19 protein-coding genes, 2 tRNA genes and 2 rRNA genes are annotated in these 25,646 nt (G+C 41.5%); 8 read left to right on the top strand and 15 right to left on the bottom strand.

Features of this window, described 5'->3' with window-relative positions; all coding sequences use genetic code 11:
• The first annotated feature begins 107 nt into the window (after window positions 1-107).
• Together PL9631_RS21545 and PL9631_RS21540 are read left to right on the top strand one after the other, a co-directional pair.
• Window positions 108-770 (top strand): class I SAM-dependent methyltransferase, encoded by a 663-nt coding sequence (locus PL9631_RS21545; protein ID WP_083623522.1) that lies wholly within the window; start codon window positions 108-110, stop codon window positions 768-770.
• A 49-nt stretch (window positions 771-819) separates the two neighbouring features.
• On the top strand, window positions 820-1,539 hold the full coding sequence (locus PL9631_RS21540) for a M15 family metallopeptidase (protein WP_083623520.1): 720 nt from the start codon (window positions 820-822) through the stop codon (window positions 1,537-1,539).
• Window positions 1,540-1,551: 12 nt separating this feature from the next.
• Here the strand turns inward: PL9631_RS21540 and PL9631_RS21535 are convergent, their stop codons facing one another.
• Window positions 1,552-2,382 carry an Rpn family recombination-promoting nuclease/putative transposase gene (locus tag PL9631_RS21535; RefSeq protein WP_083623518.1) on the bottom strand — a complete coding sequence of 277 codons (831 nt, stop codon included), beginning with the start codon at window positions 2,380-2,382 and terminating at the stop codon, window positions 1,552-1,554.
• A gap of 5 nt (window positions 2,383-2,387) precedes the next feature.
• Window positions 2,388-2,834 carry a hypothetical protein gene (locus PL9631_RS21530; protein WP_083623517.1) on the bottom strand — a complete coding sequence of 149 codons (447 nt, stop codon included), beginning with the start codon at window positions 2,832-2,834 and terminating at the stop codon, window positions 2,388-2,390.
• 216 nt (window positions 2,835-3,050) lie between these two features.
• Here PL9631_RS21530 and PL9631_RS21525 point away from each other — a divergent pair, with 216 nt between their 5' ends.
• Together PL9631_RS21525 and PL9631_RS21520 are read left to right on the top strand one after the other, a co-directional pair.
• Window positions 3,051-4,730: a glycoside hydrolase family 10 protein gene (locus PL9631_RS21525; RefSeq protein WP_083623515.1), complete on the top strand. Its 1,680-nt coding sequence runs from the start codon at window positions 3,051-3,053 to the stop codon at window positions 4,728-4,730.
• 6 nt (window positions 4,731-4,736) lie between these two features.
• Entirely contained in the window at window positions 4,737-5,192 is a 456-nt protein-coding gene (locus tag PL9631_RS21520; protein WP_083623513.1) for a GNAT family N-acetyltransferase, read from the top strand.
• 120 nt (window positions 5,193-5,312) lie between these two features.
• Here PL9631_RS21520 and ygfZ read toward each other — a convergent pair whose 3' ends face one another.
• The 6 genes from ygfZ to PL9631_RS21490 all read right to left on the bottom strand — a co-directional run bounded on the left by ygfZ (window position 5,313) and on the right by PL9631_RS21490 (window position 11,250).
• Entirely contained in the window at window positions 5,313-6,371 is a 1,059-nt protein-coding gene (gene ygfZ, locus PL9631_RS21515) for a CAF17-like 4Fe-4S cluster assembly/insertion protein YgfZ (protein ID WP_083623512.1), read from the bottom strand.
• A 58-nt stretch (window positions 6,372-6,429) separates the two neighbouring features.
• Window positions 6,430-6,828: a hypothetical protein gene (locus tag PL9631_RS21510; protein WP_083623511.1), complete on the bottom strand. Its 399-nt coding sequence runs from the start codon at window positions 6,826-6,828 to the stop codon at window positions 6,430-6,432.
• Between the two features lie 109 nt (window positions 6,829-6,937).
• Window positions 6,938-8,854, bottom strand: a complete 1,917-nt coding sequence (locus tag PL9631_RS21505) for an alpha/beta hydrolase (protein WP_083623509.1) — start codon at window positions 8,852-8,854, stop codon at window positions 6,938-6,940.
• Window positions 8,855-8,960: 106 nt separating this feature from the next.
• Window positions 8,961-9,365, bottom strand: coding sequence for a Fur family transcriptional regulator (locus tag PL9631_RS21500; RefSeq protein ID WP_083623508.1), 405 nt, complete (start codon window positions 9,363-9,365; stop codon window positions 8,961-8,963).
• A gap of 105 nt (window positions 9,366-9,470) precedes the next feature.
• Window positions 9,471-9,827, bottom strand: a complete 357-nt coding sequence (locus PL9631_RS21495) for a peptidase (RefSeq protein WP_083623506.1) — start codon at window positions 9,825-9,827, stop codon at window positions 9,471-9,473.
• 412 nt (window positions 9,828-10,239) lie between these two features.
• Window positions 10,240-11,250 (bottom strand): M28 family peptidase, encoded by a 1,011-nt coding sequence (locus PL9631_RS21490; protein WP_231516810.1) that lies wholly within the window; start codon window positions 11,248-11,250, stop codon window positions 10,240-10,242.
• Window positions 11,251-11,426: 176 nt separating this feature from the next.
• Between PL9631_RS21490 and PL9631_RS21485 the strand changes: the two genes are divergently transcribed.
• Both PL9631_RS21485 and PL9631_RS21480 read left to right on the top strand, forming a co-directional pair.
• A complete protein-coding gene (locus PL9631_RS21485) occupies window positions 11,427-12,488 on the top strand; it encodes a class I SAM-dependent methyltransferase (protein WP_231516809.1) in 1,062 nt (353 codons plus the stop codon).
• 99 nt (window positions 12,489-12,587) lie between these two features.
• Window positions 12,588-14,768: a lytic transglycosylase domain-containing protein gene (locus tag PL9631_RS21480; RefSeq protein WP_083623503.1), complete on the top strand. Its 2,181-nt coding sequence runs from the start codon at window positions 12,588-12,590 to the stop codon at window positions 14,766-14,768.
• Between the two features lie 267 nt (window positions 14,769-15,035).
• Here PL9631_RS21480 and PL9631_RS21475 read toward each other — a convergent pair.
• The 7 genes from PL9631_RS21475 to PL9631_RS21445 all read right to left on the bottom strand — a co-directional run bounded on the left by PL9631_RS21475 (window position 15,036) and on the right by PL9631_RS21445 (window position 24,578).
• Window positions 15,036-17,922, bottom strand: a 23S ribosomal RNA gene (locus PL9631_RS21475).
• A 208-nt stretch (window positions 17,923-18,130) separates the two neighbouring features.
• A tRNA-Ala gene (locus PL9631_RS21470) sits at window positions 18,131-18,203 on the bottom strand.
• A gap of 12 nt (window positions 18,204-18,215) precedes the next feature.
• A tRNA-Ile gene (locus PL9631_RS21465) sits at window positions 18,216-18,289 on the bottom strand.
• A gap of 116 nt (window positions 18,290-18,405) precedes the next feature.
• Window positions 18,406-19,896 (bottom strand): 16S ribosomal RNA (locus tag PL9631_RS21460).
• Together the 16S and 23S rRNA genes with 2 tRNA genes alongside form the textbook arrangement of a ribosomal RNA operon.
• Window positions 19,897-20,230: 334 nt before the next feature.
• Complete coding sequence (locus PL9631_RS21455; RefSeq protein ID WP_083623502.1) at window positions 20,231-20,920, bottom strand: GvpL/GvpF family gas vesicle protein; 690 nt, start codon at window positions 20,918-20,920, stop codon at window positions 20,231-20,233.
• 35 nt (window positions 20,921-20,955) lie between these two features.
• Complete coding sequence (locus tag PL9631_RS21450; protein WP_083623500.1) at window positions 20,956-22,641, bottom strand: hypothetical protein; 1,686 nt, start codon at window positions 22,639-22,641, stop codon at window positions 20,956-20,958.
• On the bottom strand, window positions 22,638-24,578 hold the full coding sequence (locus PL9631_RS21445; RefSeq protein ID WP_083623499.1) for a serine/threonine protein kinase: 1,941 nt from the start codon (window positions 24,576-24,578) through the stop codon (window positions 22,638-22,640). The genes PL9631_RS21450 and PL9631_RS21445 overlap by 4 nt, the downstream gene beginning before the upstream one ends.
• Before the next feature lie 107 nt (window positions 24,579-24,685).
• On the opposite strand from PL9631_RS21445, the gene PL9631_RS21440 reads away from it, so the two are divergent.
• Window positions 24,686-24,991, top strand: a complete 306-nt coding sequence (locus PL9631_RS21440) for a hypothetical protein (protein ID WP_083623497.1) — start codon at window positions 24,686-24,688, stop codon at window positions 24,989-24,991.
• A gap of 127 nt (window positions 24,992-25,118) precedes the next feature.
• Window positions 25,119-25,613, top strand: a complete 495-nt coding sequence (locus tag PL9631_RS21435) for a 2Fe-2S iron-sulfur cluster-binding protein (RefSeq protein WP_083623495.1) — start codon at window positions 25,119-25,121, stop codon at window positions 25,611-25,613.
• The last annotated feature ends 33 nt before the right edge of the window (window positions 25,614-25,646 follow it).

Here is a 25,646-nt window from a genome sequence, read left to right as displayed (position 1 = left end):
TTTATTAATCAATATTAGAATAATTATACCCATTGGATCAAAATTAGTATACAATTCTTAATATTCGGATTTTCAAAACCATAGCATCTATTAGGATCAATAGAATTATGTTACTCCAACGCCATGAACGGATTAAATTAGACGAGACAGAGGACTCACTATTTTACTCGTTTCCTCGCTTTGTAACCCACGTTGATGAAGGGTTTATTGATCAGTTAACCACTCTGTATCAAAAGCATCTTAAACCCCAAACTCGGATTTTAGATTTAATGAGTAGTTGGGTGTCCCATCTTCCAACTGAAATTCAATTTTCCCATGTTGAAGGACATGGAATGAATGAGGAAGAATTAACTAAAAATTCTCAACTGGATCATTATTTTGTTCAAGACTTAAACCAAGATCTCAAACTTCCCCTATCCGATCAAGATTTTGATGCGGTCTTAATTTGTGTTTCCATCCAATATTTACAATATCCTGAAGCAATTTTATCCGAAATTCATCGAATCTTAAAACCGGGTGGAATTACTATTATTAGCTTTTCTAATCGAATGTTTTATCAAAAAGCGATCTCCGCCTGGCGAGAAGCAACAGAACCTGATAGAATAGAATTAGTTAAAGGCTATATTAATTCGGTTAAAATCAATGATTTACCCGGATTTAATAGCCCCAAAGTTATTGCTAGTCAATCAAAAACTCCTCTATTTATGCAAATGTTAGGAATGGGAGGAAGCGATCCATTTTATGCTTTAATTGCGTCCCGAAAATCTTAACAGTACCTCTAAGCCCTAAAGGGCTTACTACTTAGAATTAACCAATATTATGAAACCTTATCAACAAATTTCGATTCAAGAATGTGGGGAACCTTTGGTTAATATTCCCCTGGAAAAATTTGTAGTAGAAACTCCCCATGCTTATCAAAAATTAGGAGCACCCTATCATTTTTCGTCGGTAGATTCTCCCTATTATTTAAGACAATGTGTTTTAGAACGTTTACTCGCAGCACAAGTGCAATTAAACAAGCATTATCCTAACTGGAAGATATTAATTTTTGACGCCTATCGTCCCGTAGAAGTGCAACAATTTATGGTAAATTATTCATACAAACAACTATTAGAAGAACGGGGATTAACACCAGACAATCTTTCCGCCGAACAACACGAATCTATATTAGCAGAAGTGGATAAATTTTGGGCGGCTCCGAGCTTAGATCCCGCCACTCCTCCCCCCCATAGTACGGGTGCGGCTTTGGATATTACTTTAGTTGATCATAAGGGGAAAATATTAAATATGGGTTCGGAAATTGATCAGATTTCTCCTCTATCCTATCCTAATTATTTTGAGCATAGTTCTGATCAAATAGAGAAAGAATATCATCAAAATCGTCTAATTTTGTCCCAAGTTATGCTATCAACAGGATTTCAACAACATCCGAATGAATGGTGGCATTTTTCCCAGGGTGATCAACTTTGGGCGTGGTTAACAAATCAACAAAATTCAGAGGAAAATGCGATCGCAAAATACGGTCGATATTCCTCTTAATTATTGAAAAAATCAGGATCTTAAGTTTTGAATTTCTGCTAAACTTAACCCCGTGGTGCGACTAATAGTTTGATCATCTAAAATATTCAGGAGTTGACGAGCAATTTCTCTCGCTTTTTCTTGTCTAGCTTGACTTTCTGCAAAACTAATTGCATTTCTTTGATCTTGTAAAAACAGTTCCACTTTTTCAACTTCATCGAGTTCCTCGCGGGTTAAATTAGTTTGATTAGCAATTTGAAAAGCCCGTTGAATTTGAGGGACAGTTTCTAAGGTTTCAGGAACCGTTTCTAAAGTTCTAGCACTTTGCATAAAATAAATCCATTTATCCGTTAAAGTTTCTAATTGTTCTAAGGATTTTTGAAATTTAGGTAATTCCACAAACACTAACTCTAATTCATTCTCGGAATAATTAAAGTTTTGAACTTTCTCCTTAAAAATAAAGTGAGAAATCCAAGAATCAGTATTTTCAAATTGAATAAAATCCGTAATTGTTAAAGCAATAACAGGTTTTAAAAACCGATATCCCTGTCCCACATCTAATTGTAGAGAATAGGTTTTAGCTGCATTATATAAGACTCTTTTTGTAAAGGCTTCTACATTGATCACCTGCATCTCAATAATTACAATTTCACCCGTATTAAGTTGAGCTTTAACGTCTAAATAAGTATCTTTAAGCCCGGTGACTTTGGGCGCCAGGTAAGGATCAATAATCTCTAAATCCTGAATCATTGGCTCAGAATTATAAACCAGGGCATTCAAGAAACTGATTAAAATATCCTTACTTTCCGAGGAACCAAATATTTTTTTAAAGGCAAAATCAGTTTTGGGATTGATAAAACGCATGGCTTTTATTTCCTTTTAAACATATCGAGATAATCACCATTAATTGGGGCAATATATTTTGAATTAGCCCGAACATAACAGACTCCAGAATTTAACCGAGGCCCGTATGGATGAATACTTTCTACCTTTAACCAAGATTGACCATTTTTAAGTACAATAGCGTCGCCTTTTCCATCATTAGAAAACAGGGCTGTCATAATTGCGCCCGACTCTAAGCGAGTCCTAACTGTTCCTTCAGGAGTATTGCGACAGTTCAGATATTGAGGATCGACAACCAACCAGTTTATATTATTATAAAGTCCTCGATTTCCCTGAACTTTTGCCGTGATAAAATCTCCTTTCATATTGGGTTTAGGGACTTCAGCCATTTGAGCTATGGCTAGACCTGTTACCAAGGTCAGGGCGGTAAAGGTGGTGGTAATTCCAGAAAACAGGGTGGAAATGATTTTCATAATTTAGCTAGAAACCTTTAAACAAGGATTTAAAAAATATGGACAATTTAACATTTTTTAGAATTGTAACTTATCTTACTTTAGGGTACAATTCATACTGTTATTATATTCTTTCTGAATCTAATTAGAGGCAAAGTTAATGGATTGTATCATTTTATTCAAAAATATTAACAATTAAACAGAAATCTTTAACCAATTTTACCCCCTTTAAACTTCATGGTAAACTTTACAGATATAACCAATCATTGGGCCAAAAACAGTATAGAAACTCTGGCAAATAAAGGCATTATCAGTGGCTATCGAGATGGAACCTTTAAGCCCGATGCAACCTTAACTCGTGCTGAGTTTGCCACGATGCTGATTAAAGCCTTTCCCCAACTTTTAGACATTCGAGAACCGCTCCAGTTTAAGGATATTTCGTCGAATTTTTGGGCTTATAGCGTAATTCAAAAAACCTATAGTACGGGGTTTATGAGTGGTTATGAAGACCAAAGTTTTAAACCCCAACAAAATATCCCTAGAGTTCAAGCATTAGTCGCTTTAGTCAAAGGGTTAAATTATGAACCCAGTCAATCTATTATTAAAACCCTAAATCAAAGTTTAAATGATGCAAAAGATGTTCCTAATTATGCTAAAAATGCGATCGCGGCGGCGATTGAATTTGGCTTAGTTGTTAATTATCCAGAGGTGAAACTTTTAAACCCGAATAAACCCGCAACTCGCGCCGAAGTAGCTGTATTTTTTTGTCAAGCGTTGCGCCAAGTTGATGAGCCCTTAACTATTGCTGAAAAGTATATTGTTAAACCGCCAATTATTCCCGTTCCGCGGGGTGAATTAAGGGGAGTTTGGTTAACCAATATTGATAGCGATGTTTTGTTATCTAAAAATGCTTTAATTAATGCTTTTGATTTATTAGCAGAATGTAATTTTAATACGGTCTATCCTACCATTTGGAATAACGGTTATACCCTTTATCCGAGTGTTTTAATGGAACGGTTTACCGGAACTCAAATCTATCCGATTCCTGAATTAAAAGACCGAGATATTCTCAAGGAAATGATTCCCTTAGCCAAAGAAAAAAAGATTAGTGTGATTCCTTGGTTTGAATATGGGTTCATGGTTCCCCCAAACTCTAAAATTGTTGAACTGCGTCCCCATTGGATTACCTGTCGTCAAGATGGTACGAAAGTTTATAAAGAAAGTCAAGTTAATCAATTATGGTTAAATCCCTTTCACCCCCAAGTCCAACAGTTTCTTTTAGGTTTAATCATTGAAGTAATCAGAAACTATGATATTGATGGGATTCAATTTGATGATCATTTTGGTTTACCCGTAGATTTAGGCTATGATGAGTTTACAATCCAATTATATCGGAAAGAAACGGGAAATTCCCAACCCCCCGCAGACTTTCAAGAAGCAAATTGGGTAAGTTGGAGAGCGAAAAAAATCACAGAATTTGTTAACCGAGTTTTCTGGGTGATCAAAGATTATAAACCGAATTGTATTCTTTCTTTATCTCCAAATCCTTATCTTTATGCCTATTCTCAGTTTTTACAAGATTGGAAAACCTGGGAACAAGAAGGTTATTTAGAAGAATTGGTTTTACAAGTTTATCGAGATGATATTAATGGCTTTTTAGCAGATTTAAAACGTCCTGAACTTTTGGAAGCAAAAAGCCATATTCCGGTTAGTATTGGAATTTTAACGGGGTTAAGAATTAAACCCATGTCTTTTGTTAATGTTAAAGAACAAATTCAACTGACTCGCGATCGCCAATTTGCCGGAACCACATTTTTCTTTTATGAAACCTGGAAACAAATGATGGAATTAGAAACCCAAAAAAATGAATTTAAAACCCTATTTTCCCAGGTTTTAGAACGTCCACAATTTGTCTAAACATGAATGAAAATAATTAATATTCGTCCTTATTTAGAAAGCGATTGGTCGGCTATTTGTCGGGTGCATGATCGCTCCCAACCCGATGAATTTAAAGGGTCTTGTGATTTAAGGGCAATGAGACCTCTGGAACAAAATCCCAATGTTCATCATATTTGCTATACTTATGATAAATTCGTAGCCTGTGAAGGGAAAAAAGTTGTCGCTTTTATTGCCCTCGATTCCCACTGTATTGCGTTGTTATATGTTGATCCCGATTATCAAAATCAAGGCATTGGTAAACGGTTATTACAGTTAGCTTTAAACCTGATTGGTACTCCTATTTATACAATTGTGATGGCAGGAAATCACCGGGCGATCGCATTTTATAAAAACGCAGGATTTCAAGAAATTGGCACTTTTAATAGCAATATTTCCGGTTATCCTTGTGAATTTATTCGTTTAGTTTGTTCAACAGAATAGAGGTAAAATATTGATTAATGATCATTAATTTTCCTGTAAATCGATAATCTTTTTCTGGAAGCAGCCCCACGTTCTGACAGACAAAGAAGGCGTGGGACTTAGGCATGATCAAGCTGAATTCTATACAAGTGGATGGTTTAAAAAAGGAACATCTACAACTTCTCCATCTACTTCACCTACTTTAACTTTTGAACTGACGCCACCAGCTTTGGTTCTAATATAACCCAAACCAAAATGGTTTCCATCGCCATTAGTATAACTGGTTAATTTTCCGACTTTAACATCATCAATTAATATCGGAGTTCCTTCTGAAACAGGTGCATTTAAACGAATACCCCAGAGTTTTTGTTTAACACCTTTATAAGTATTCAGACGAGTAATTGTTTCTTGACCAATGTAACAGCCCTTATCAAAAGATAGGGTTTGCCATAAACCCGCTTCTAGGGGGTTGTAATCTTCTGTCAGTTCCGCATCCGGTGCGGGACGACCCGCTAAAACCCGTAAATGCTCCCAAACCCTTTCCCCTAAAGGAACAGCACCCCCCTGGGTTAAGACTTGCCAAATTGAGGTGGCGATCGCTCGATCAAGGATGAGAGTATATCCAGAGGTGTCTAAACCACTCCCCACGGCGATGCGAAGATTTGAACCCGCAATTTCCACCCATTGATGGGAGCCGTAGGATTTTTGTTGTAAGTCCATGATCCCGAATGGATTAAGAACCTGGGAACTATTGGGGCCCAGGAGACTAAAAACCGCATAATCCTTTGTGATATCTTGCAGTTGTACTTGATCCATGGGAAAAATATACCGATCTAGCCATTGCATGAGTTGTTGGCGACGGTTGGGCGAAACTAAAACAAGAATGGCATCTTCGGTGATCAAGGCCGTTGCTAAATCAAGAGTTCGAGCCGTGGAAGTGACAAATACCGTATCACAACCTTCTCCGGGTTTGAAATTCTCAATGGAATTGGTGCTTTGATTATGTAAAAATCGCAGTCGATCTGCTCCTGAAATTTTTAATAGTCCCCAGTGAGACCGATCATAGATCGCAACACCCTGTTTTGTGGCGGTGATGGCTTCAGCATCATTGCCAAAACTGATGGGAATAGTTTCCCCTGTGTTTAAGGTTTCAAACCCGGCCCCCATAGAGGCTTGTAAATTCTGTAATTCTGAAATCATGGCGGGAGTCAGCGAAATTTAAAATTTTTTCAACATTGACGAGTATAGAGAATTAAGATCAAGAATGGGGAGCATCTGAGGGTAAATTAGCAAATAAATCTTGAATAATTTTACGAGTTTTATTTTCCAGGTTTTGCCAATCTACATCTCCTATTTCTTGATCAATTAAGTTCATATCAATTTCAACCTCAAGACTTTCTTCGGCGACATGAGTAGGGCGATAGTTTTGAAAACAGATCTGATAACACAATTCCCAAATATCAACGGTGATTTGCTGACCATTATGCTCCAATTCTAACCGATATCCCGGCACAGGATCTTGAACTTCCTGATAAGTTCCTTTCCAAATAGATTGGTCTAATTGTTTGCGAATGTTGTCTAGGAGGCGGATCAACGCAGGCTGCATTAGGAGTTCAGCCTGTTGCCAAGCTATGGGGTCTTTAATTTTAGGTTTCATATATCTGAATCTGAAAGGGATTTTTTTATTGTCCCAGTTCCTGCTAAAACTGCCAAATCTTCTTCGATTTACACAAGGTCAAAGGTTTTCAGGTATTTTTAAATTATATTTAATCTTCAAGGTCTGGGTCACTGCTATTTCCAACTTGTTGATCAGAGGGTAAAAATAAAACAGGTTTCCCGCTAATTAGGTGATTGATTTCTGCTAAGGTTTCTGTTCGAGATAATCCATCTCGGGTAATTAAAAATTTCAAAATGTCGAAACTGGTGGTGTTGGTGAAGTGATAACCGCCATGAATATCAACTTTCCCAGCAATAAAAAATAGGGTATTTGTTAGATCAATAATTAGACTTGTCCAAACATTTAAGGGGAGAGAGATACAATTTAATCCGGGCATTTGTGAACAATCTATATAGTTGAATTTTTCAAATAAATCATAGGCTGATGTGGGTTGAACTGCCGATTGAGAACTAATCATTACCCGAATATAGGGTTGATATACTATTTGATTATTGGGATTTTTACAGGGTTTTAAATAAACATTTCCTAATCGTAATCCTGACATTTCTATACTAGGTTCACTAAACCAATTGCCTAAAATAGAAAGATAGCGAAGAATCAAATCTCGATCACTAGAAAATAAATAAATTTCATTACATCGTAAAATAGCAGAACGGACATAATTATTCCGACCTTCTCGAAGAAATTCTAAGGGAATATCAGGAGAAGTTAAAATCAGTTTGTCTAGTTGTAGGTAATCACCCATGTTGTTTTTTTCATATTCCAAGCGATCTTCTTTTCCAAACCGATCCGAGAGAATTCTTAGGACATTTATAATTACCAAACCTCCCATACTATGACCAATTAAATTAACATTCATGGGGGGGAAGTTTTGGTTATAATAATTAGCAATTATAGTTTCTTTTTGGGGTTCATAAAATGGCATAGATGTATAGGGATTTTCCCCTAAAACTTTATCGAGTCTCCAAAAAAATTCTGCTAAATCCGGTGCGCCATAGTGAATAGCTCGATAGCGATCGCGTTGATAAACAGAAATTCTTAAAATTTGCATTAATAATAACCACAGAACAAAAACCGTTAGGGTTACTCCATTCCATTGAGCGATTAAATCAGAAATTTGATGCCAATTAAACCAATGCCAGAGGGGAGATAATGATAGTTTTATTCCCAATAAATCTAACAGAGGAACGACAATTAAACTTAAGATAATATAAAATCCCGTGCCAAATATCCAAGCTAACAGGGCAACAATAAATAAAAACTTTAATGAAAGACCTTTTTGTTCTCCCATATCACTCCATAATCCAGGATGAATTAAGGGCATTTCACTCGGCCAATGATAACCAATATAAACACTCCGATTTTCTAAGGTTCCGATTTTATTAATTGGCCCTTTCACGGATAATGACTCTATTTCGGCGATAAATTCTTGATAAAATTTAAAAGCTGGAGTCGCATAGCCATGGGTTTTCAAAGTGAGACGCTCAAAGTTTCCCATGCGCATCAGTCGTCCCATTTCAGCAATATTAAATAAGGGACGAAATTTTGCTAAAGGAGGCAATTGTCGATCAACATTTAATGAGGTGCGGGCGGTACTAACGACTAAAAAACTATTGGAATATTCCCGATCAACATAAATTTCAAAATTCCGACTTACCGCTTTAGCAAATTGTTTATTATGCCAACTATTTAAGGCTCTAATTACATAATCCTCATTAACTTGAGTATCAAAATCGGGATATTCTTCTAAATTACAGCTAGAACGTAAGGCTTGTGCGATTTCTAATTCAGAAGTATAACCACCATAGAGCGGTAAATTATATAGGATTTGAGTCTTGATTCCCTTGGGAACAGCATAGGCCAGTTGGACAATGCGAGCTTTTGTCCAAGCATCAGAAAAGGGTGCGGTATTCCGAACAATGGACTCTAACCATTGTTGATCATTTGCCATCGTTTCTTGATGCCAGTATAAGGGTAAACCTCTGTATATTCGCTTAGTACCCATAGTGGTTTTAATCAGTTATCAATAATCAGTGATTGGTTATTCAGTGCAGGACTGATCCGTTATCAGTGTAAGAGTAATCAGTAGCTTTCAAATTAAAATATTACACTTATAACTGATTACTGATTACTGATAACTGATTACAGCGATCGCATAACCCAAAAAATTCCAGGGTATGGTAATAAATTTTAAAATTGTGCAACTGTTGAAGTTCAATTTCTAGGTGGTGGACAGGACATTCATCCAGGGGAATCGAACGTCCACATTCCACACAGGTAAGATGATGTTCGTCTTGCTGCATACAACTATAAACCGCTTCCCCCGTCGTTAAAGTTCGGACATGAATTAACCCTTCCCGTTTTAAAGCATCCAAAGACCGATAAACCGTGGCTAAACCCATTGTTTGGTTCGTTTTCCGCAACTCCAAATACAGATCTTGAGCAGAAACCGATCGTTTTAGGGTTTTGAGTTGGCTGAGAATCCGGTCTTGACTACGGGTGCGACGAGGTTTCATTATCAATTATTTGCAAAAATCTTAGCCTGTTTCTGGTGGCTATTCTACCAGGATATAACACAGAAGCCTTGAGCCGTCTGAACGACTGACTCGTCCGAGGAGCAATTATTTTTCATCGTCCAAGGGTTGAAGTGATGGCTTCTGAAATAAAGATTTGACTTGAGCTATCCCAGATTGGAGTTTTTTTAAGGGTTTAATCTGTTGAAATACCATAATCGCGCCCGTAACTAGCATCCAGAGCAAGCCCAAACCATTGAGCAACACATAAAGTGGCTCTAAGGTTTGTCCTAAATACTCGCCCTCGTGGATACTCATGAGGAAATGCACTTGGTCGCGGGATAGTCCCAGCCAACTTTTCCCCAACCGATAGGAAACACCTGTGGCAACGGTAACAAACAAAGGCAGCAAAACAATCGGTGCCAAGGTACGATGCCATTTTCTCAGGTGTTGATTCCACTTCATTATCTTGCTCAGTCAAAATTCAACGGGACTGGGCGGATTTGAACCGCCGACCTAGCGCTTCAGATTTGTGTGAGTTTCCCCACTCTCTGGACTATTCCTTCACCGTAGGCGAATATCGCCCGTAGGCGGTGGCCGTTTGTCTAAAGAATAAAATTATTATTCCCTAGAGCCAGTCTCTGCACCTTCTTTCCTCGTTGAGAGGGAAAGCTTGGCTCAAGATTACCGTATCTGTTTCCAGACTTAGGCTTCCTTGAGTTTGACCACATTCACTCACGGGGTTTCCCCACAGGGTGCCCGATTCTTCAGGAGGCGCTTGCTCTATCCACCTGAGCCACAGCCCCAAATTGACAATATTCCTATAGTATCATGATTTTGTACAAGTACCTAAATCAATATTTGCGGATCTGCTAGATTACTCAGTTAAATCTTGAATGACAGACTCTAATCCAGATATCACAAGAGTTAAGGCAGAATAGTCAATGTGTTCGGGAGTATCCTGCTCAGTATGATAATAGGGATAACGAAAGGGGGCAGTATCTGTAACCATCAAAGCGGGATAGCCAGCTTGCCAAAATGACCAATGATCTGACCATCCTACGCCGGGAATAAAATTAGGTAAACTCACGCCTTGGGAGGGAAATTTAGCAGAATTCCGAAATTTTCCGATCGCTTGATGAATTAAGGATCGAGAGCTAATATTACCAATAAAACTGATAAAATTGCCTGGGCTGGGATAAATTAATTTTAAAATATTTACCGGATATTGTTGACTATTCGCAGCCTGAGAGTAAAAGCCCATCGTTTCTAAACTGAGCATTGCTACAATATTTTCCTGGCGTTCTTTGCAGCGTTGGGCATAAACCCAACTTCCCATATTTTCTGACCAGAAAAAAGGAGGTTCTTCATTGACAAATTCTAAAAACCTTAAAGTTCGTTTGGGTTGAATGGTAGCAAATTTTTCGGCTAAAGCCAAGATAGCAACGGCTCCGGTTGCATTATCATTAGCTCCTGGAGAACCAACAACTGAATCATAATGAGCACCAACAATCACAATTTCATCGGGTTTTTCACTCCCTCTAATTTCTATTTCTAAGTTGCGAAAAATCTTTCCATCAACGGCATACTCTTGAGTTTTTACGGCATAACCAGCGTCACTCAACCGCTCTTTTAAAAAATTTTCTACTTGAATTAACTGATTATAAAAAATATAATTATGTTCCCCAATATCATCGGCAATTATTTTAATATATCGGTTTAACTGCTGCGATACCTGTTCTTGAGAGGGGGTCAGATGGGGTAACTGTCCTGAATAAGTTTTTCCAGGCATGGATATCATTAAAGAGGCGATCGCGATTAGCAAAAACATTAAACCTGCTAACAAAATCCCCAGGCGGATAAGAGCAGCTTTCGTGATCCATTGCACGTTTGTTAACCTCCAAATTTTCTTAATAAGTTATTAGTTATCGGTTATCAGTGTCAAAGTTGCTCAATTTTTATTGGTTAGGCGCAAACTACACTTGTTTTCAATCTCCCATGTTATTGTTGTAAATTAGAATAACAGGGCGACTCACTATACAGCATTTAGAGGATATTGCATTGGTGGAGACAATAAATCAATCGATGGCCGTGAATGATCAAAGTTTAATTGAAAAAGCACTTTTACTAAAAGTGAAACGACTCACTTCAGCCCGGGGACAACTGGTTCTCCCTTGCGCGCCGGCTTTGATCGATGAATATATGACTCAGTTTAACGCCCTGCTGGCGGCGTTAGGACAAAATTTCACCCCGGAGGAAATGAATGGCTTACGTCAGCTAGTCGAGCGCAAACTCCATGAAGGATATCAGGCTTCACCCCATGCGCGTTTAATTTTTAGATATGAACCCCCCGAACCCACTCAAGGCTTAACCAGTGGTCTTAAACTCACTGTTACTACCGAAGTCGCCTCTTTAGAAAATAAATATCAACGCTGGTTAACGACCCGGGAGGGGCCATTATTTGGAGCCCATCCCGATAGTAAATTAATGGCCGTGGTGTCCGAATTTCCTGACCCAGCCCGAACTCCAATTTTAGATGTGGGGGCGGGGGTAGGTCGTAATACCTTACCTTTAGCCCGCAAGGGACATCCGGTGGATGCGGTGGAACTGACCCCAGACTTTGCTCAAATTATTGCTAAGGAAGCTAAAGACGCTAGTTTACCGATTCGGGTGATCCAAAGCAATATTCTCAACCCCGCCCTAGTCCTCCCGGCTAATTATTATCGGTTAGTTTTAATTGCAGAAGTGATTTCCCATTTTCGCAACTTGGATGATGTACAAACCCTCCTAAGTAAAGTCTGTGACGCAGCCGCCCCCGGGGGTTTAATTTTATTCAGTACGTTTATCACCGATACCGATTTCCAGCCAGATGATAAAATTCGGGAAATGGGTCAAATTCAATGGTCTTATGTGATCACTCCGGGTGAGATGAATTCCCTACTCCAGAATTTACCACTCCAACTGATTTCCGATGAGTCGGTGTATGAGTATGAACGCACTCACCTCCCCCCGGAAGCCTGGCCCCCGACGGGTTGGTTTGAACATTGGTCACAGGGTCGAGATGTTGTCCCGATCCAAAAACCCCCCATGTCCTTGCGTTGGTTGTTGTGTCGGGTCAATAAGTAGAGTTGGGGTTTGAGGGGGTTAGGCCTCCTCTGGAAATATCCGTTAAAATCCTGAAGGTGGGGTTAATTTTCCGTTTTATTCTTTTTATAAATATCGATCATGATTAAGCGACCGATCTCTAAAGTTTGGGTTTTACCAGCGATCGCATCTGGGGCTTTGTTGGTGGGTGTATTCTTTCCAATGGCCGTATTTCGCGGATGGAAACAGTCCGTTGAACAAAGCTATTCGGCTGATCAGCAAATTCCTGAGTCGAAAGTATTACAACTGGCTTTATCCCCCGTTTCCCAACGTCAAACCGAATTAGAAGCGATCGCCCAAGACCGAAAAGCTTCTTTAGAAAGAAGTCGGGCGCGATATTTATTAGCGGGGGATTCTTTAGCCGAACAACCCGAAACCGCAATTAAATTATTAAAGGGATTGGATCAGGATTATCCCCTCTTAGGGGGTCATATTTTAGTCAAACGGGCGCGGGCTTATGAACAAATTGGAGATCTGGAAAAAGCCCAAAAAACTTGGCAGGAATTGTTGAAAAATTATAGCACTCAACCCGTTGTTGTTGAAGCGTTATATACATTAGGAAAAACCCAGCCTGAATATTGGGATCAAGCGATCACCCAATTTCCCAGCCATCCCCGTACCCTAGAAATTATTCAAACTCGCCTTAAACAAAATCCCAATCAACCAGAATTATTATTTCTAATTGCTAAACATGGATTATCTTTAAAAGACTATGGAACCTATTTAGAACAATTAAAAGCTCAATTCGGCACTCAACTGACCCCGGAACAATGGGAAACCGTAGCGTTTGGCTATTGGGAAAAACAGGATTATGGGAAAGCGGCGCTCGCCTATGAAAAAGCCCCCAAAACCCCTAAAAATCTCTACCGTCATGCCCGAGGGTTATGGTTAAATGATAAAATTCCTCAGTCTCGAATTGCCTACAAACAATTAATTAATAGTTTTCCCCAGGAAATAGACTCTCAAGGAGAAGATGCGGGATTTGGTTTATTGCGGTTATCGCGGCTAGTTGAGAAAAAAGAGGCTTTAGGGTATTTAGATCAAGTAATTGCTAAATTTCCCCGTCATGCAGCCGAAGCTCTATTAGATAAATCTAAACTTTTAGATCAAATGCGATCGGAAAAATTAGCTTCCGAAACTCGTCAACAATTACTCAGTAAATATAGTGATTCTGAAGCCGCTGCCCAATTGCGTTGGGAACTTGCTCAACAAGCCTTAAAAGCGGGGGATTTAAAATCAGCATCCGACTGGGCAAAACAAGTTTCAACCCAAAATCCCGATAGTGAATTTGCTCCAGAAGCGACATTTTGGGTGGGAAAATGGGCGGAAAAAAATGGCAATTCCCAAGAGGCTAAAAAAGCTTTTGAATATTTAATTGTTCGTTATCCTTCCTCCTATTATGCTTGGCGTTCTGCGGTGCATTTAGGATGGCCGGTGGGCGATTTTACCACTGTTCGATCCCTCTCGCCCCATGTCGAACATCCTGATATTCGGGAAGTGCCTCCGGCGGGTTCTGAAACTTTACAAGAACTGTATGCGTTAGGGCAAAATCAAGAGGCTTGGAAATTATGGCAAACGGAGTTTAAAAATATTACCCAGCCGTCGGTTTCCGAACAATATACCGATGGCTTAATACGGATGGGCGTGGGGGACAATTTAGAAGGAATTTGGATGTTATCGAGTTTAAATCGCCGAGATGATCCCCAGGAGCGATCGCAATATTTAGAATTAAAACAAAAACCCGCCTATTGGGAAGCTTTATATCCTTTTCCCTACTTAGAAACCATTGTTAATTGGTCAAAAGAACGGCAGTTAAATCCCGTATTAGTAACGGCTTTAATTCGTCAAGAATCGCGGTTTATGCCGGGGATTAAATCCGTGGTTGGTGCAACAGGATTAATGCAGGTGATGCCGGAAACCGGGGAGGAGGTGGCTAAACAAATTAAATTAACGGATTATTCCTTGGAAAATGTCAATGATAATGTTAATTTAGGAACCTATTATCTGGATTTTACCCATCGAGAATATAACAATAATTCAATGTTGGCCGTTGCCAGTTACAATGCTGGGCCGGGGGCTGTTTCCGGGTGGTTACAACGTTTTGGATTTCAAGATCCCGACGAATTTGTAGTTAAAATTCCCTATCCTGAAACCCAAGGCTATGTGAAATCTGTATTTGAGAATTATTGGAATTATCTCAGGATTTACAACCCAGATGTTGCCCAATTAATGCAACAACTTATGACCACTTATAAGAATTAAGGAGAGTCTATTTAAAGTCCCCCAATTTTGGGGGATTTAGGGGGCAAATATTGCTGCTTTAGAAAATAGCCTGCTTGCGTAAGTCCTGATTATAAAGGATTCGATCTATTTGCTAAGGGTGTAGCGACCCGACAGTGGAAACCCTTTTTAGAAATGCTGACTTACAGAAACTGCCCCGATTAAATATTAAAACCGGGGCAGTGATTCAATTCTCTTTAATTTATTAAACAGAAAACTGAAGACTGCATAGAGAATCAAAAAGGGTATGAGGTCAAGCCCTCGGTCTGTTAGTGTGTCTCGGCTACATCCATCGCTGGACTTCGACCTAACACCTATAAACGGGTGTTCTGCCCGTGACCTTACCCACAAAAAGTGGTGAGAGCAATCATCTTGAGGTGGGCTTCCCACTTAGATGCTTTCAGCGGTTATCCACTCCGCACATAGCTACCCTGCGTTTACCGTTGGCACGATAACAGGTACACCAGCGGTGCGTCCTTCCCGGTCCTCTCGTACTAGGGAAGGCTCCTCTCAATGCTCTTGCGCCTGCACCGGATATGGACCGAACTGTCTCACGACGTTCTGAACCCAGCTCACGTACCGCTTTAATGGGCGAACAGCCCAACCCTTGGGACGTACTTCCGCCCCAGGTTGCGATGAGCCGACATCGAGGTGCCAAACCTCCCCGTCGATGTGAACTCTTGGGGGAGATCAGCCTGTTATCCCTAGAGTAACTTTTATCCGTTGAGCGACGGCCTTTCCACACAGTACCGTCGGATCACTAAGGCCGTGTTTCCACCCTGTTCGACTTGTAGGTCTCACAGTCAAGCTCCCTTATGCCTTTACACTCTGCGAATGATTTCCAACCATTCTGAGGGAACCTTTGCGCGCCTCCGTTACCTTTTAGGAGGCGACCGCCCCAGTCAAACTGCCCCCCTGAAACTGTCTTCAACCCGGATTCACGGGTTAGAGTTAGAATTCTAGCTCTACTAGAGTGGTATCTCACCGATGGCTCCATCATCCCCACAAGGATGACTTCAAAGCCTCCCACCTATACTGCGCAAGCAAAGCCCGAACCCAATTCCAGGATACAGTAAAGCTTCATAGGGTCTTTCTGTCCAGGTGCAGGTAGTCCGTATCTTCACAGACAATTCTATTTCGCCGAGTCTCTCTCCGAGACAGTGCCCAGATCGTTACGCCTTTCGTGCGGGTCGGAACTTACCCGACAAGGAATTTCGCTACCTTAGGACCGTTATAGTTACGGCCGCCGTTCACCGGGGCTTCAGTCATCAGCTTTAGCTTGCGCCTGACCGACTTCCTTAACCTTCCGGCACTGGGCAGGCGTCAGCCCCCATACTTCCTCTTACGAGTTGGCGGAGACCTGTGTTTTTGGTAAACAGTCGCCTGGGCCTCTTCACTGCGGCTTACTTGCGTAAGCACTCCTTCTCCCGAAGTTACGGAGCCATTTTGCCGAGTTCCTTAGAGAGAGTTATCTCGCGCCCCTGAGTTTTCTCAACCTCCCTACCTGTGTCGGTTTCGGGTACAGGCGTTGGTAAATTAACGGTTTTAGGGCTTTTCTTGGAAGCTTGATGCTCTCTACTTCCCCTTCGTAAAGGGTCGGACTCCCGCCTTAGCTCAGTCTGTTTTCGCCAGACCTCAACACCTCGTACGGTTGCACCGGTAACCATCATCCGGCTAGCACACACCTTCTCCGTTCCCCTGACCAATTTACCCACGGTACGGGACTATTCGCCCGTTGTCCATCGACTACGCTCTTCAGCCTCGCCTTAGGCCCTGACTCACCCTCCGCGGACGAGCCGTGCGGAGGAACCCTTAGGGTTTCGGGGTGTAGGATTCTCACCTACATTTTCGCTACTCAAGCCGACATTCTCACTTCTGGTTCGTCCACACCTGCTTCCGCTAGTGCTTCTCCCTACGCCAGAACGCTCCCCTACCAATACAATAAATCATATTCCACAGCTTCGGTACACCACTTAGCCCCGTTCATTTTCGGCGCAGGAACGCTTGACCAGTGAGCTATTACGCACTCTTTTAAGGTTGGCTGCTTCTAGGCAAACCTCCTGGTTGTCACGGCATTCCCACCTCCTTTCTCACTTAGTGGTGATTTGGGGACCTTAGCTGGTGGTCTGGGCTGTTTCCCTCTTGACGATGGAGCTTATCCCCCACCGTCTGACTGGTTGCTCTTCCTCTGGGTATTCAGAGTTTGTCTCGATTTGGTACCGCTCTCGCAGCCCGCACCGAAACAGTGCTTTACCCCCCAGATTTTTCCGCAACCGCTGTGCCTCAACACATTTCGGGGAGAACCAGCTAGCTCCGGGTTCGATTGGCATTTCACCCCTAACCACACCTCATCCGCCGATTTTTCAACATCGGTCGGTTCGGACCTTCAATTGGTTTTACCCAAGCTTCATCCTGGACATGGTTAGATCACCCGGGTTCGGGTCTAAAAACAATGACGACTTCGCCCTCTTCAGACTCGCTTTCGCTTGGGCTGCGACATTTTCTGTCTTAACCTGCCATTGCCTTTAACTCGCCGGCTCATGCTTCAACAGGCACGCGGTCATCCGTTAAATCGGACTCCCACTGCTTGTAAGCTGACGGTTTCAGGTTCTATTTCACTCCCCTTCCGGGGTTCTTTTCACCTTTCCCTCACGGTACTGTTTCTCTATCGGTCACACAGGAGTATTTAGCCTTACCTCGTGGTCGAGGCGGATTCACACGGACTTTCACGGGCTCCGTGCTACTCGGGATTCAGCTAGGCTCTTTGAGTTTTCGACTACAGGACTTTCACCTTCTCTGGTGCAGGTTTCATCTGCTTTGTCTAACTCTCTAAGTCCAGTGTCGCTGTCCCACTACCCCAATCGGTAAACCGACTGGTTTAGGCTGTTTCCCTTTCGCTCACCACTACTCGGGAAATCGCTTTTGCTTTCTTTTCCTCGGGCTACTAAGATGTTTCAGTTCGCCCGGTTCGCTCATGCCCACCTATTTGATTCAGTGGGCTGTTTTTGGGTTGCCCCATTCGGACACCTCCGGCTCGTCGCTCGCTTCCAGCTCCCCGGAGTTTATCGTCGGTCGCCACGTCCTTCTTCGCCTCTGTGTGCCAAGGTTTCCACCGTCAGCCCTTTCTATCTTGACCACTTTCTCTTTTTTCGAGAATTTCTGTTCGTTTCCGAACTCCTGAACACCAGAACTTTTCCGGGTTTATTATTCCCGGTTCTGGTTTCATTCTTGATCCCTTTTGATTCTTCTATGCAGTTTTCAAGGTTCTGGCTGGAACTTTTCCCAGCATTTACTCTTTCTTCTCGGAAAGCTGTAGTGCTGATTGGTTCTAGGAATATTTTCAGTGGAGGTAAGCGGACTCGAACCGCTGACATCTGCCTTGCAAAGGCAGCGCTCTACCAACTGAGCTATACCCCCACATTTTTTAGGTGGGCCATCCTGGACTTGAACCAGGGACCTCACCCTTATCAGGGGTGCGCTCTAACCACCTGAGCTAATAGCCCTTTTTCCGAACTTGAGATACGTTTGAAAGTCTCTTTTTTCCTAGCACGACCTGGGATGACTTTTGAGGGTGCTGTATTTTTGGATTGGGCACTCGACTCAAAAGTAGGTCTCCCTAAAAGGAGGTGATCCAGCCACACCTTCCGGTACGGCTACCTTGTTACGACTTCACCCCAGTCATCAACCCCGCCTTCGGCACCCTCCCCCCTTGCGGGTTAGAGTAATGACTTCGGGCGTGGCTCACTTCCATGGTGTGACGGGCGGTGTGTACAAGGCCCGGGAACGGATTCACCGCAGTATGCTGACCTGCGATTACTAGCGATTCCTCCTTCATGCAGGCGAGTTGCAGCCTGCAATCTGAACTGTGCCAGGGTTTAAGAGGTTCGCTCTCCCTCGCGGGTTGGCTGCTCTCTGTCCCTCGCATTGTAGTACGTGTGTCGCCCAGGACGTAAGGGCCATGCTGACTTGACGTCATCCTCACCTTCCTCCGGTTTGTCACCGGCAGTCTCGCTAGAGTTCCCAACTTAATGATGGCAACTAACGACGAGGGTTGCGCTCGTTGCGGGACTTAACCCAACATCTCACGACACGAGCTGACGACAGCCATGCAGCACCTGTCTTCTGGTTCCTTACGGCACTCCCACCTTTCAGCAGGATTCCAGAGATGTCAAGTCCTGGTAAGGTTCTTCGCGTTGCATCGAATTAAACCACATACTCCACCGCTTGTGCGGGCCCCCGTCAATTCCTTTGAGTTTCACACTTGCGTGCGTACTCCCCAGGCGGGAAACTTAACGCGTTAGCTTCGGCACGGCCCGGGTCGATACAGGCCACACCTAGTTTCCATCGTTTACCGCTAGGACTACTGGGGTATCTAATCCCATTCGCTCCCCTAGCTTTCGTCCCTCAGTGTCAGTTATAGCCCAGCAGAGCGCCTTCGCCACCGGTGTTCTTCCTGATCTCTACGCATTTCACCGCTACACCAGGAATTCCCTCTGCCCCTACTACACTCTAGTCTTCCAGTTTCCACTGCCTTTACGAAGTTAAGCCTCGCTCTTTAACAGCAGACTTGAATGACTACCTACGGACTCTTTACGCCCAATCATTCCGGATAACGCTTGCATCCCCCGTATTACCGCGGCTGCTGGCACGGAGTTAGCCGATGCTTTTTCCTCAGGTACCGTCATTTTGTTCTTCCCTGAGAAAAGGGGTTGACAATCCAAGAACCTTCCTCCCCCACGCGGTCTTGCTCCGTCAGGCTTTCGCCCATTGCGGAAAATTCCCCACTGCTGCCTCCCGTAGGAGTCTGGGCCGTGTCTCAGTCCCAGTGTGGCTGATCATCCTCTCAGACCAGCTACTGATCGTCGCCTTGGTAAGCCTTTACCTTACCAACTAGCTAATCAGACGCAAGCCCCTCTCTAGGCGATAAATCTTTTACCTTTCGGCTCATCCGGGTTTAGCAGTCGTTTCCAACTGTTGTCCCCGTCCTAGAGGCAGGTTCTTACGTGTTACTCACCCGTCCGCCACTAAATCCCGAAGGATTCCGTTCGACTTGCATGTGTTAAGCAGACCGCCAGCGTTCATCCTGAGCCAGGATCAAACTCTCCATTTTGAAGAATCTGTTAGCTCTTCTCTTGACTAATTTAATTAGTCATGTTATTTTTTGAGTCATCAACTTTACAGTTGACTCCTCGTTTAGTTTTTTGACTAGGAGTTTGTAAATTCGACTTTCAAACGTATTCTTTTTTCTAGGTTCGGCGCGCTCTCGTCGCTTTCGTTTCTCGAGCGCATTTACCAATGTATCTAACCTCCCCAGCTTTGTCAAGCTTTTTGCCAAAAAAATTTTTTTCCTAATCAAAATCGCCTTTCTAGCCCACGATCTTCTTGAATATATAGATTGAGACGGTGGAAGAATTCCGTTTGGGACTTTCCATGGGACAGGAAGGTTAAAGAAAATGGTAGGGCGGTATGGCGTCCCCAAGGGTTAACTGCCAATGAAGGGATTGATCTTGCCATTTATTGAGTTGCTCTTGAAGTTGGATGGCTTGGGTTTGGGGAATCAATATATAGATGCGTTCTCGATTGGGTTGACTTTCGGCAAAACGGGTTTCTGGATAGCTTTGGCTAATGGTGTTAATTAGCTGTTGCCATTCCTGGGTTTGCTGGTGTTGATGTTCTAGTTGACGCTGATGTAGTTGTTTTTTGGCTAAGAAGTAGTCTCTCCCTCGCTGGGGGGAGGAGTCTATTGGTGGGGTTTGAGTTGGGGTGTTGGGTGTGGGTTCGAGGGGAACTCCCTGTAAACAATACTCGGCTTTTCCTTGGAATTGCTCTAATTTTTGTAAGTAGTCCTGTTGATGTAGGGCTAGATGCTCAGAAATGGAGGCGGCGGTATGAAAACAAATTCCGAAGCGTAGCGGTAAGAGGATAGTTTGTTCAAAAATGGCACAGATAATTTGGTCATGAATTAAAATGGCTTGGATTAATTGTTCATCGGTATCTGGGAGATCGTGAGATTTTAAATTAGGTTCGACTAAAGCAGATAACCCATAAAAACTTATAATTTCTAAAGAACCTTTAATCCCGGGAGGAAGTTTTAGGGGTGATATGGGAGTTTTGAAAAAAGCGTAAGTATACATTTCAATTATCAGTGTAAGACTCAATTATTGCCTAATTAATGATTGGGAATCCATTCAAAATCAAAACTGAGTTGAGCGAATCCAGATTGCCAAGAAACAGATAATTCTAAATTTTCAGTAGAATTACCCCAATCTACTTTGGCTCCTTTGATCCAACTTTTAAGTTCAGGAGCAGTTTCCAATAAATTAATAATTTGCACTTTTAAAAATTCTAGGGATTGGGGCAATCGACACCATTCATGGCAATCTGATTGAATAATAGAGTTAGGTATCAAGGGATTTAATTCAAACTTCAGGGGTTGACTACTAGCGATATCTATTTCCCAAGAATCGTTGATAAATTCAGCATTTAAAACGGCTAATAATCTCAAGTTTCCAGTTTGCCAAGTTAATCCAGGTTGTAGAACTTTGGCTTGAATTCCACTGATGAATTGCATAATATTATAACTACTTTTAACCATTTGCCATAATAGTCTTAGAGATAATTCGATCAATGGCATTTCAGGTTGAAGACGCATCAGACTAGAAGGAGATTGGGGACTGTAAATAATATCAACCAATTCATCGGCAATTTGAATTAAGTCAATTAAAGAAGAATCTTTAGATTGAAGATCGAGATCTGAAATAGTTTTAGAAGAAAGATTAAGATTATGAAATTGTTTTTGTTGATTCAGCCAGTGTAACCCATAATTTTGGATTTGACTTTGAATATAAGGTTGAATAATACTGGGGTCTGTGAGTCGAATTTGTGTTTTTAATAAAGACGCTTGAGAAATGGACGCTAAAATAGAATATTCCACATCTTGAATCGGTGTATGGGTAAAAAAATCTTCTTCTGTTTGTTCATTTTCCAAGGAATAATAAAAGGGGCTAACCTCTGATGTTTTTGGGTCAGGAATAAATTGAAATCCCATTTCTATAGTGATTTGGCTTTGCTCCCATTGACTCTTGGGATAAAGAAGTTTAGTTTTGATGGAATTAATTAATAAATTAATTGGATTCCAATGATCTTGAAGGTGATGGGTAATTTGTTGTAATAAAGATTTAACTTCTAAAGGATTCTGACAGAATGAACAATCATTAGATTGAATATATGCTTCGGTTGTAATTAAGGGAGGTGGCAAAAAACTTGTTGCTAAATCAATTGAAATTTGTATATTTTCTGTTTGAATCATTAAACTAGCAACTAATCTTAATTTTCCCGGTGTCCAATCTTGATTGGGTAATAAAATTTCAGCATTAATGCCAGTCAAAAGTCGCATAAACTGATTGTTACTTTGAACTAGATTCCATAATAATTGAGGAACTAATGTATTAAGAAATAAAATAACGGGAGGTTGAATATTGTATTGTTTCTGATCTGAGGAATTTGGCAAAATTTTCGATGTAGAAACAGAGTAAGCTTGATAAGCTGCTAATACTTCCGAGGCTTCCTCTGTAACATAAGGAATTAGGTTTTCAGGGGTTTGGGGTAAATGGGACGGCCAGGCTCCATTAGGCGATCGTAAATGGGCAATAATTTGAATTAATCCCTGCATAGCCTCAACTAAAGAATCTGGAATTTCAGGAGAGTGAGAAATAGAATCAAACGGAAATGGATCAATAAATTTAATCAGGGTTTGATCGAGAAAATCATCTAAATTTTGAGGTTGATTTATGGATGATTGTTTGATAGGATTGATAGTAATATCTATAGATTCAATTAATGGATCGTGATTCATAGGTCTGACTCAAGATTAATAGATTGTACAAAATGTAAATAACCCTGGGGTTCGCGAGCGCTCAGAATTGCTAAACCTGTTTTCCCCCAAGAGGTCATGGCTTGAGGATTAACAGGGCCAAGATAATTACCTAAAAATTTTCCTTCTAAATTAAAGAAGGTGTATTTTCCCTCTTTATCCGCTATAACATATCCCCAAGAGGTAGCGCAAGCAATTGTGGGTGGCGAGCTTAAGGGAATACGAATAATCCCCAGAGGCTTTAAATGTAACAGGACAAGCTGAGGCTGATCATCGCATCCAATACCTAATAAAGTGTAGGCTTGAGTAGTAGGAATCAGTTGTTTTAAAGGAATTGATAATTTCAGGTTTCCCATGGGGTTTCCCCGGCGAGTATAAAATCGGAACATATTGCAGTGCTTTTGTTTGAAGTTTAGCCAAACTCCGAGTAAATGTTTACGATCTAAAAATATAAGTTCTGGAATTTGAGGAACAGAAAGGGATAGTTTTTTAATCGGTTTTAGCGCGGGAGAACCTTGTTTTTCGGTTAATAAATAAAATCGTAATTGTCCCGAAAATGCTAAAGCCATATAGCGACTATTTGGTTCAATTGCGACTCTATATAATAAATCCCGAGATGATGCTGGCTTCAAATTAGTGGTTACGGTTTCTGAGCTAATATTATTATGAATGGGCGATTGTTTATCATCATAGGATTGTAAGGATTGAATCGCGCTTAAATTCAATAGAGATTGAGGATTTTTTTGAAAAGGCGTGCAATGATAAATTCGATTTTTGGTCATAATACAACAACCATTAACCATTGTTTGCATTGCTAAAATAGCTTCTGGAAATCGAATTGTATCTTGAGAAATAACATCAATTTCCTGACTCGATGCAGATAAATCATGGGGAGGTGACCAAATTTTTAGAGATTGACCTAACCCTGTATAAAGATAAGGAAAATTGGTAATACAATTTAGGGGAAATTTACAATTTCCCAATGCAGGTAAAGAAATAGACTGTTCAAGGATATTAGTCAGATTAGACCCATTAACTTCTGAGAATTGGGAATTATTGTCGGTCGGCGAATCGGCAAGTGTCCCAGGAATAATAGAGTCAAGCAGACTTTCAACTTCGGGATTAACTAGGGCTTGTCCCAAGGCTTCTGCCATGGCTGCTGCGGTTTTGTAGCGACGGGCTGGGAGTTTTTCTAAGGCTTTTTGAATGACGGTTTGTAAGACTTCAGGAATCTCTGAAGGAATCTGCAATCGTTGATTTAATTGGGCGGACATCAACTCACCGGGTAAACCATGAAAGGGGCGATCGCCTACCAAAAGTTCAAACAAGATAATCCCAACTGCATAAATATCTGAGCGCGGCGAATAAATGCCATAAAATCGTTCGGGAGCCATGTAAGCAGGAGATCCCCCGGTAAAAGTGGATGGCTTTTCTGAAGGGGAAAGTTTTCCAGCCAGGGGAAGACGACGGGCAATTCCAAAGTCTGATAATTTTGAATGCCACCCTTGAGGTTTGAGGGTAAGCAGGATATTTTCAGGTTTCAGGTCACAATGAATCACACCCCGTTGATGGGCGTAGTCTAAACCCTCTAAAACCCCTAGGATCAGGTTTAATCCTTCTTGCAGACGTAGGGAATTTTGTTGTTCGAGAAGACGGCGAAGGGTTCCCCCTTCACAATACTCCATTACTAAATACCGTCCGGTCTGGATATGTTCAAGACCTAGACAAACAGCAATATTAGGATGTTGTAGACTGATAATAAACCATAGTTCTTGTAAAAATTGGTGAGTAGGGGCGCTTCGATGACTGAGTTCTTTGAGAGCGACCAGTTGTCCGGTGCGGCGATCGCTGGCACAGTAAACCCTACCAAACTGGCCTTGTCCTACTAACCCCAAAATTCGGTATCGAGAAGCCTGCATGGTGTGTTTTAGACCGCTTTGTTAACGCTCCATCCCATAGTATTAGAGTATAACTAGAATATGGGTATTACTAACAAATTACCATTATCTAGCCATTAAGGGTGTTTATGTTTTCTTCAGTCGAATCAGACTCTACAACACAAACTACGGGGACAGCCCCAACTAAAATCATCCAATCCCAAAACCAGTATCACACTTGTCAAATCAAAGTACCGGATTTGGAGAAACCAGTGGCTGCGGTTTGTGTGGACGAGGAATATTATAGTTTTTTTAAGGCGGTAGAGGCTGCTGATAAAACCTTAGAAATCGTTGCTAAACTAGGAAGGGTGGGAGATAGCACCGTAATTACAAAAACTCCAAAAGGTTATGCAATTTGGGTGCAAGAGCCGAATGCTCAAGTTCATCGTCCCTAAAGTCTAAATTTGTTATCCTGCTGCGATAATTAAGCGTTAATGTCTGTGTGGTCTTAAATTTAACGGTTCAGTTGTGCAATCTATATTTTTTTGATCTACTGATTCTCTAATCTAATTTTTACTACAAATGGCTAAAATACTGCGACTGGAACCGATTGCGGAAGAAATGGCGGTTAAGACTAATTCTAATTTGCTCTCCGCATTAATGACCAAGGAACTTCATGTCCTGAAAGAATGCGGCGGGCGAGGAATGTGTGCAACTTGCCATGTTTTTATTAAAGATGGTATGGATGGTTTATCAAAAGTCAGCCGTCGTGAACAAAGAACCCTAGAAGTGATCACAACGGCTAAACCCAATTCCCGTTTGGCGTGTCAAGCTCATGTTCTTGGGGAGGGCATTGTTGTTGAATTACCCTCGGGGATGTATATTGATGCCATCGAAGATATAGAATCTTTAGTCGGGCGACGAGCCGAACAAGAACTCCTGCATCCGATTACTGGGCAAGTTGTGGTTGAAACTGGAAAACTGATTACCCGATCAATTCTAAATCAATTGAAAGAAACTCGTTTACAAGTGGGCGAATATCTAGCTCGAACTCGAAATGCTAAAGATGACCAGTAATCAGTTATTCAGTTATCAGTCAACAGTTATCAG

Origin of the sequence: Planktothrix paucivesiculata PCC 9631, from assembly GCF_900009265.2 — a bacterium.
GTDB lineage: Bacteria > Cyanobacteriota > Cyanobacteriia > Cyanobacteriales > Microcoleaceae > Planktothrix > Planktothrix paucivesiculata.
The sequence above is the reverse complement of the archived record's forward strand: the minus strand, read 5'-3'. Positions and strand labels throughout refer to the sequence as shown.

Coding starts and splice junctions, on each gene's coding strand:
- PL9631_RS21545 (WP_083623522.1), top strand. CDS start 108: ATGTTACTCCAACGCCATGAACGGATTAAATTAGACGAGACAGAGGAC.
- PL9631_RS21540 (WP_083623520.1), top strand. CDS start 820: ATGAAACCTTATCAACAAATTTCGATTCAAGAATGTGGGGAACCTTTG.
- PL9631_RS21535 (WP_083623518.1), bottom strand. CDS start 2,382: ATGCGTTTTATCAATCCCAAAACTGATTTTGCCTTTAAAAAAATATTT.
- PL9631_RS21530 (WP_083623517.1), bottom strand. CDS start 2,834: ATGAAAATCATTTCCACCCTGTTTTCTGGAATTACCACCACCTTTACC.
- PL9631_RS21525 (WP_083623515.1), top strand. CDS start 3,051: ATGGTAAACTTTACAGATATAACCAATCATTGGGCCAAAAACAGTATA.
- PL9631_RS21520 (WP_083623513.1), top strand. CDS start 4,737: ATGAAAATAATTAATATTCGTCCTTATTTAGAAAGCGATTGGTCGGCT.
- ygfZ (WP_083623512.1), bottom strand. CDS start 6,371: ATGATTTCAGAATTACAGAATTTACAAGCCTCTATGGGGGCCGGGTTT.
- PL9631_RS21510 (WP_083623511.1), bottom strand. CDS start 6,828: ATGAAACCTAAAATTAAAGACCCCATAGCTTGGCAACAGGCTGAACTC.
- PL9631_RS21505 (WP_083623509.1), bottom strand. CDS start 8,854: ATGGGTACTAAGCGAATATACAGAGGTTTACCCTTATACTGGCATCAA.
- PL9631_RS21500 (WP_083623508.1), bottom strand. CDS start 9,365: ATGAAACCTCGTCGCACCCGTAGTCAAGACCGGATTCTCAGCCAACTC.
- PL9631_RS21495 (WP_083623506.1), bottom strand. CDS start 9,827: ATGAAGTGGAATCAACACCTGAGAAAATGGCATCGTACCTTGGCACCG.
- PL9631_RS21480 (WP_083623503.1), top strand. CDS start 12,588: ATGATTAAGCGACCGATCTCTAAAGTTTGGGTTTTACCAGCGATCGCA.
- PL9631_RS21455 (WP_083623502.1), bottom strand. CDS start 20,920: ATGTATACTTACGCTTTTTTCAAAACTCCCATATCACCCCTAAAACTT.
- PL9631_RS21450 (WP_083623500.1), bottom strand. CDS start 22,641: ATGAATCACGATCCATTAATTGAATCTATAGATATTACTATCAATCCT.
- PL9631_RS21445 (WP_083623499.1), bottom strand. CDS start 24,578: ATGCAGGCTTCTCGATACCGAATTTTGGGGTTAGTAGGACAAGGCCAG.
- PL9631_RS21440 (WP_083623497.1), top strand. CDS start 24,686: ATGTTTTCTTCAGTCGAATCAGACTCTACAACACAAACTACGGGGACA.
- PL9631_RS21435 (WP_083623495.1), top strand. CDS start 25,119: ATGGCTAAAATACTGCGACTGGAACCGATTGCGGAAGAAATGGCGGTT.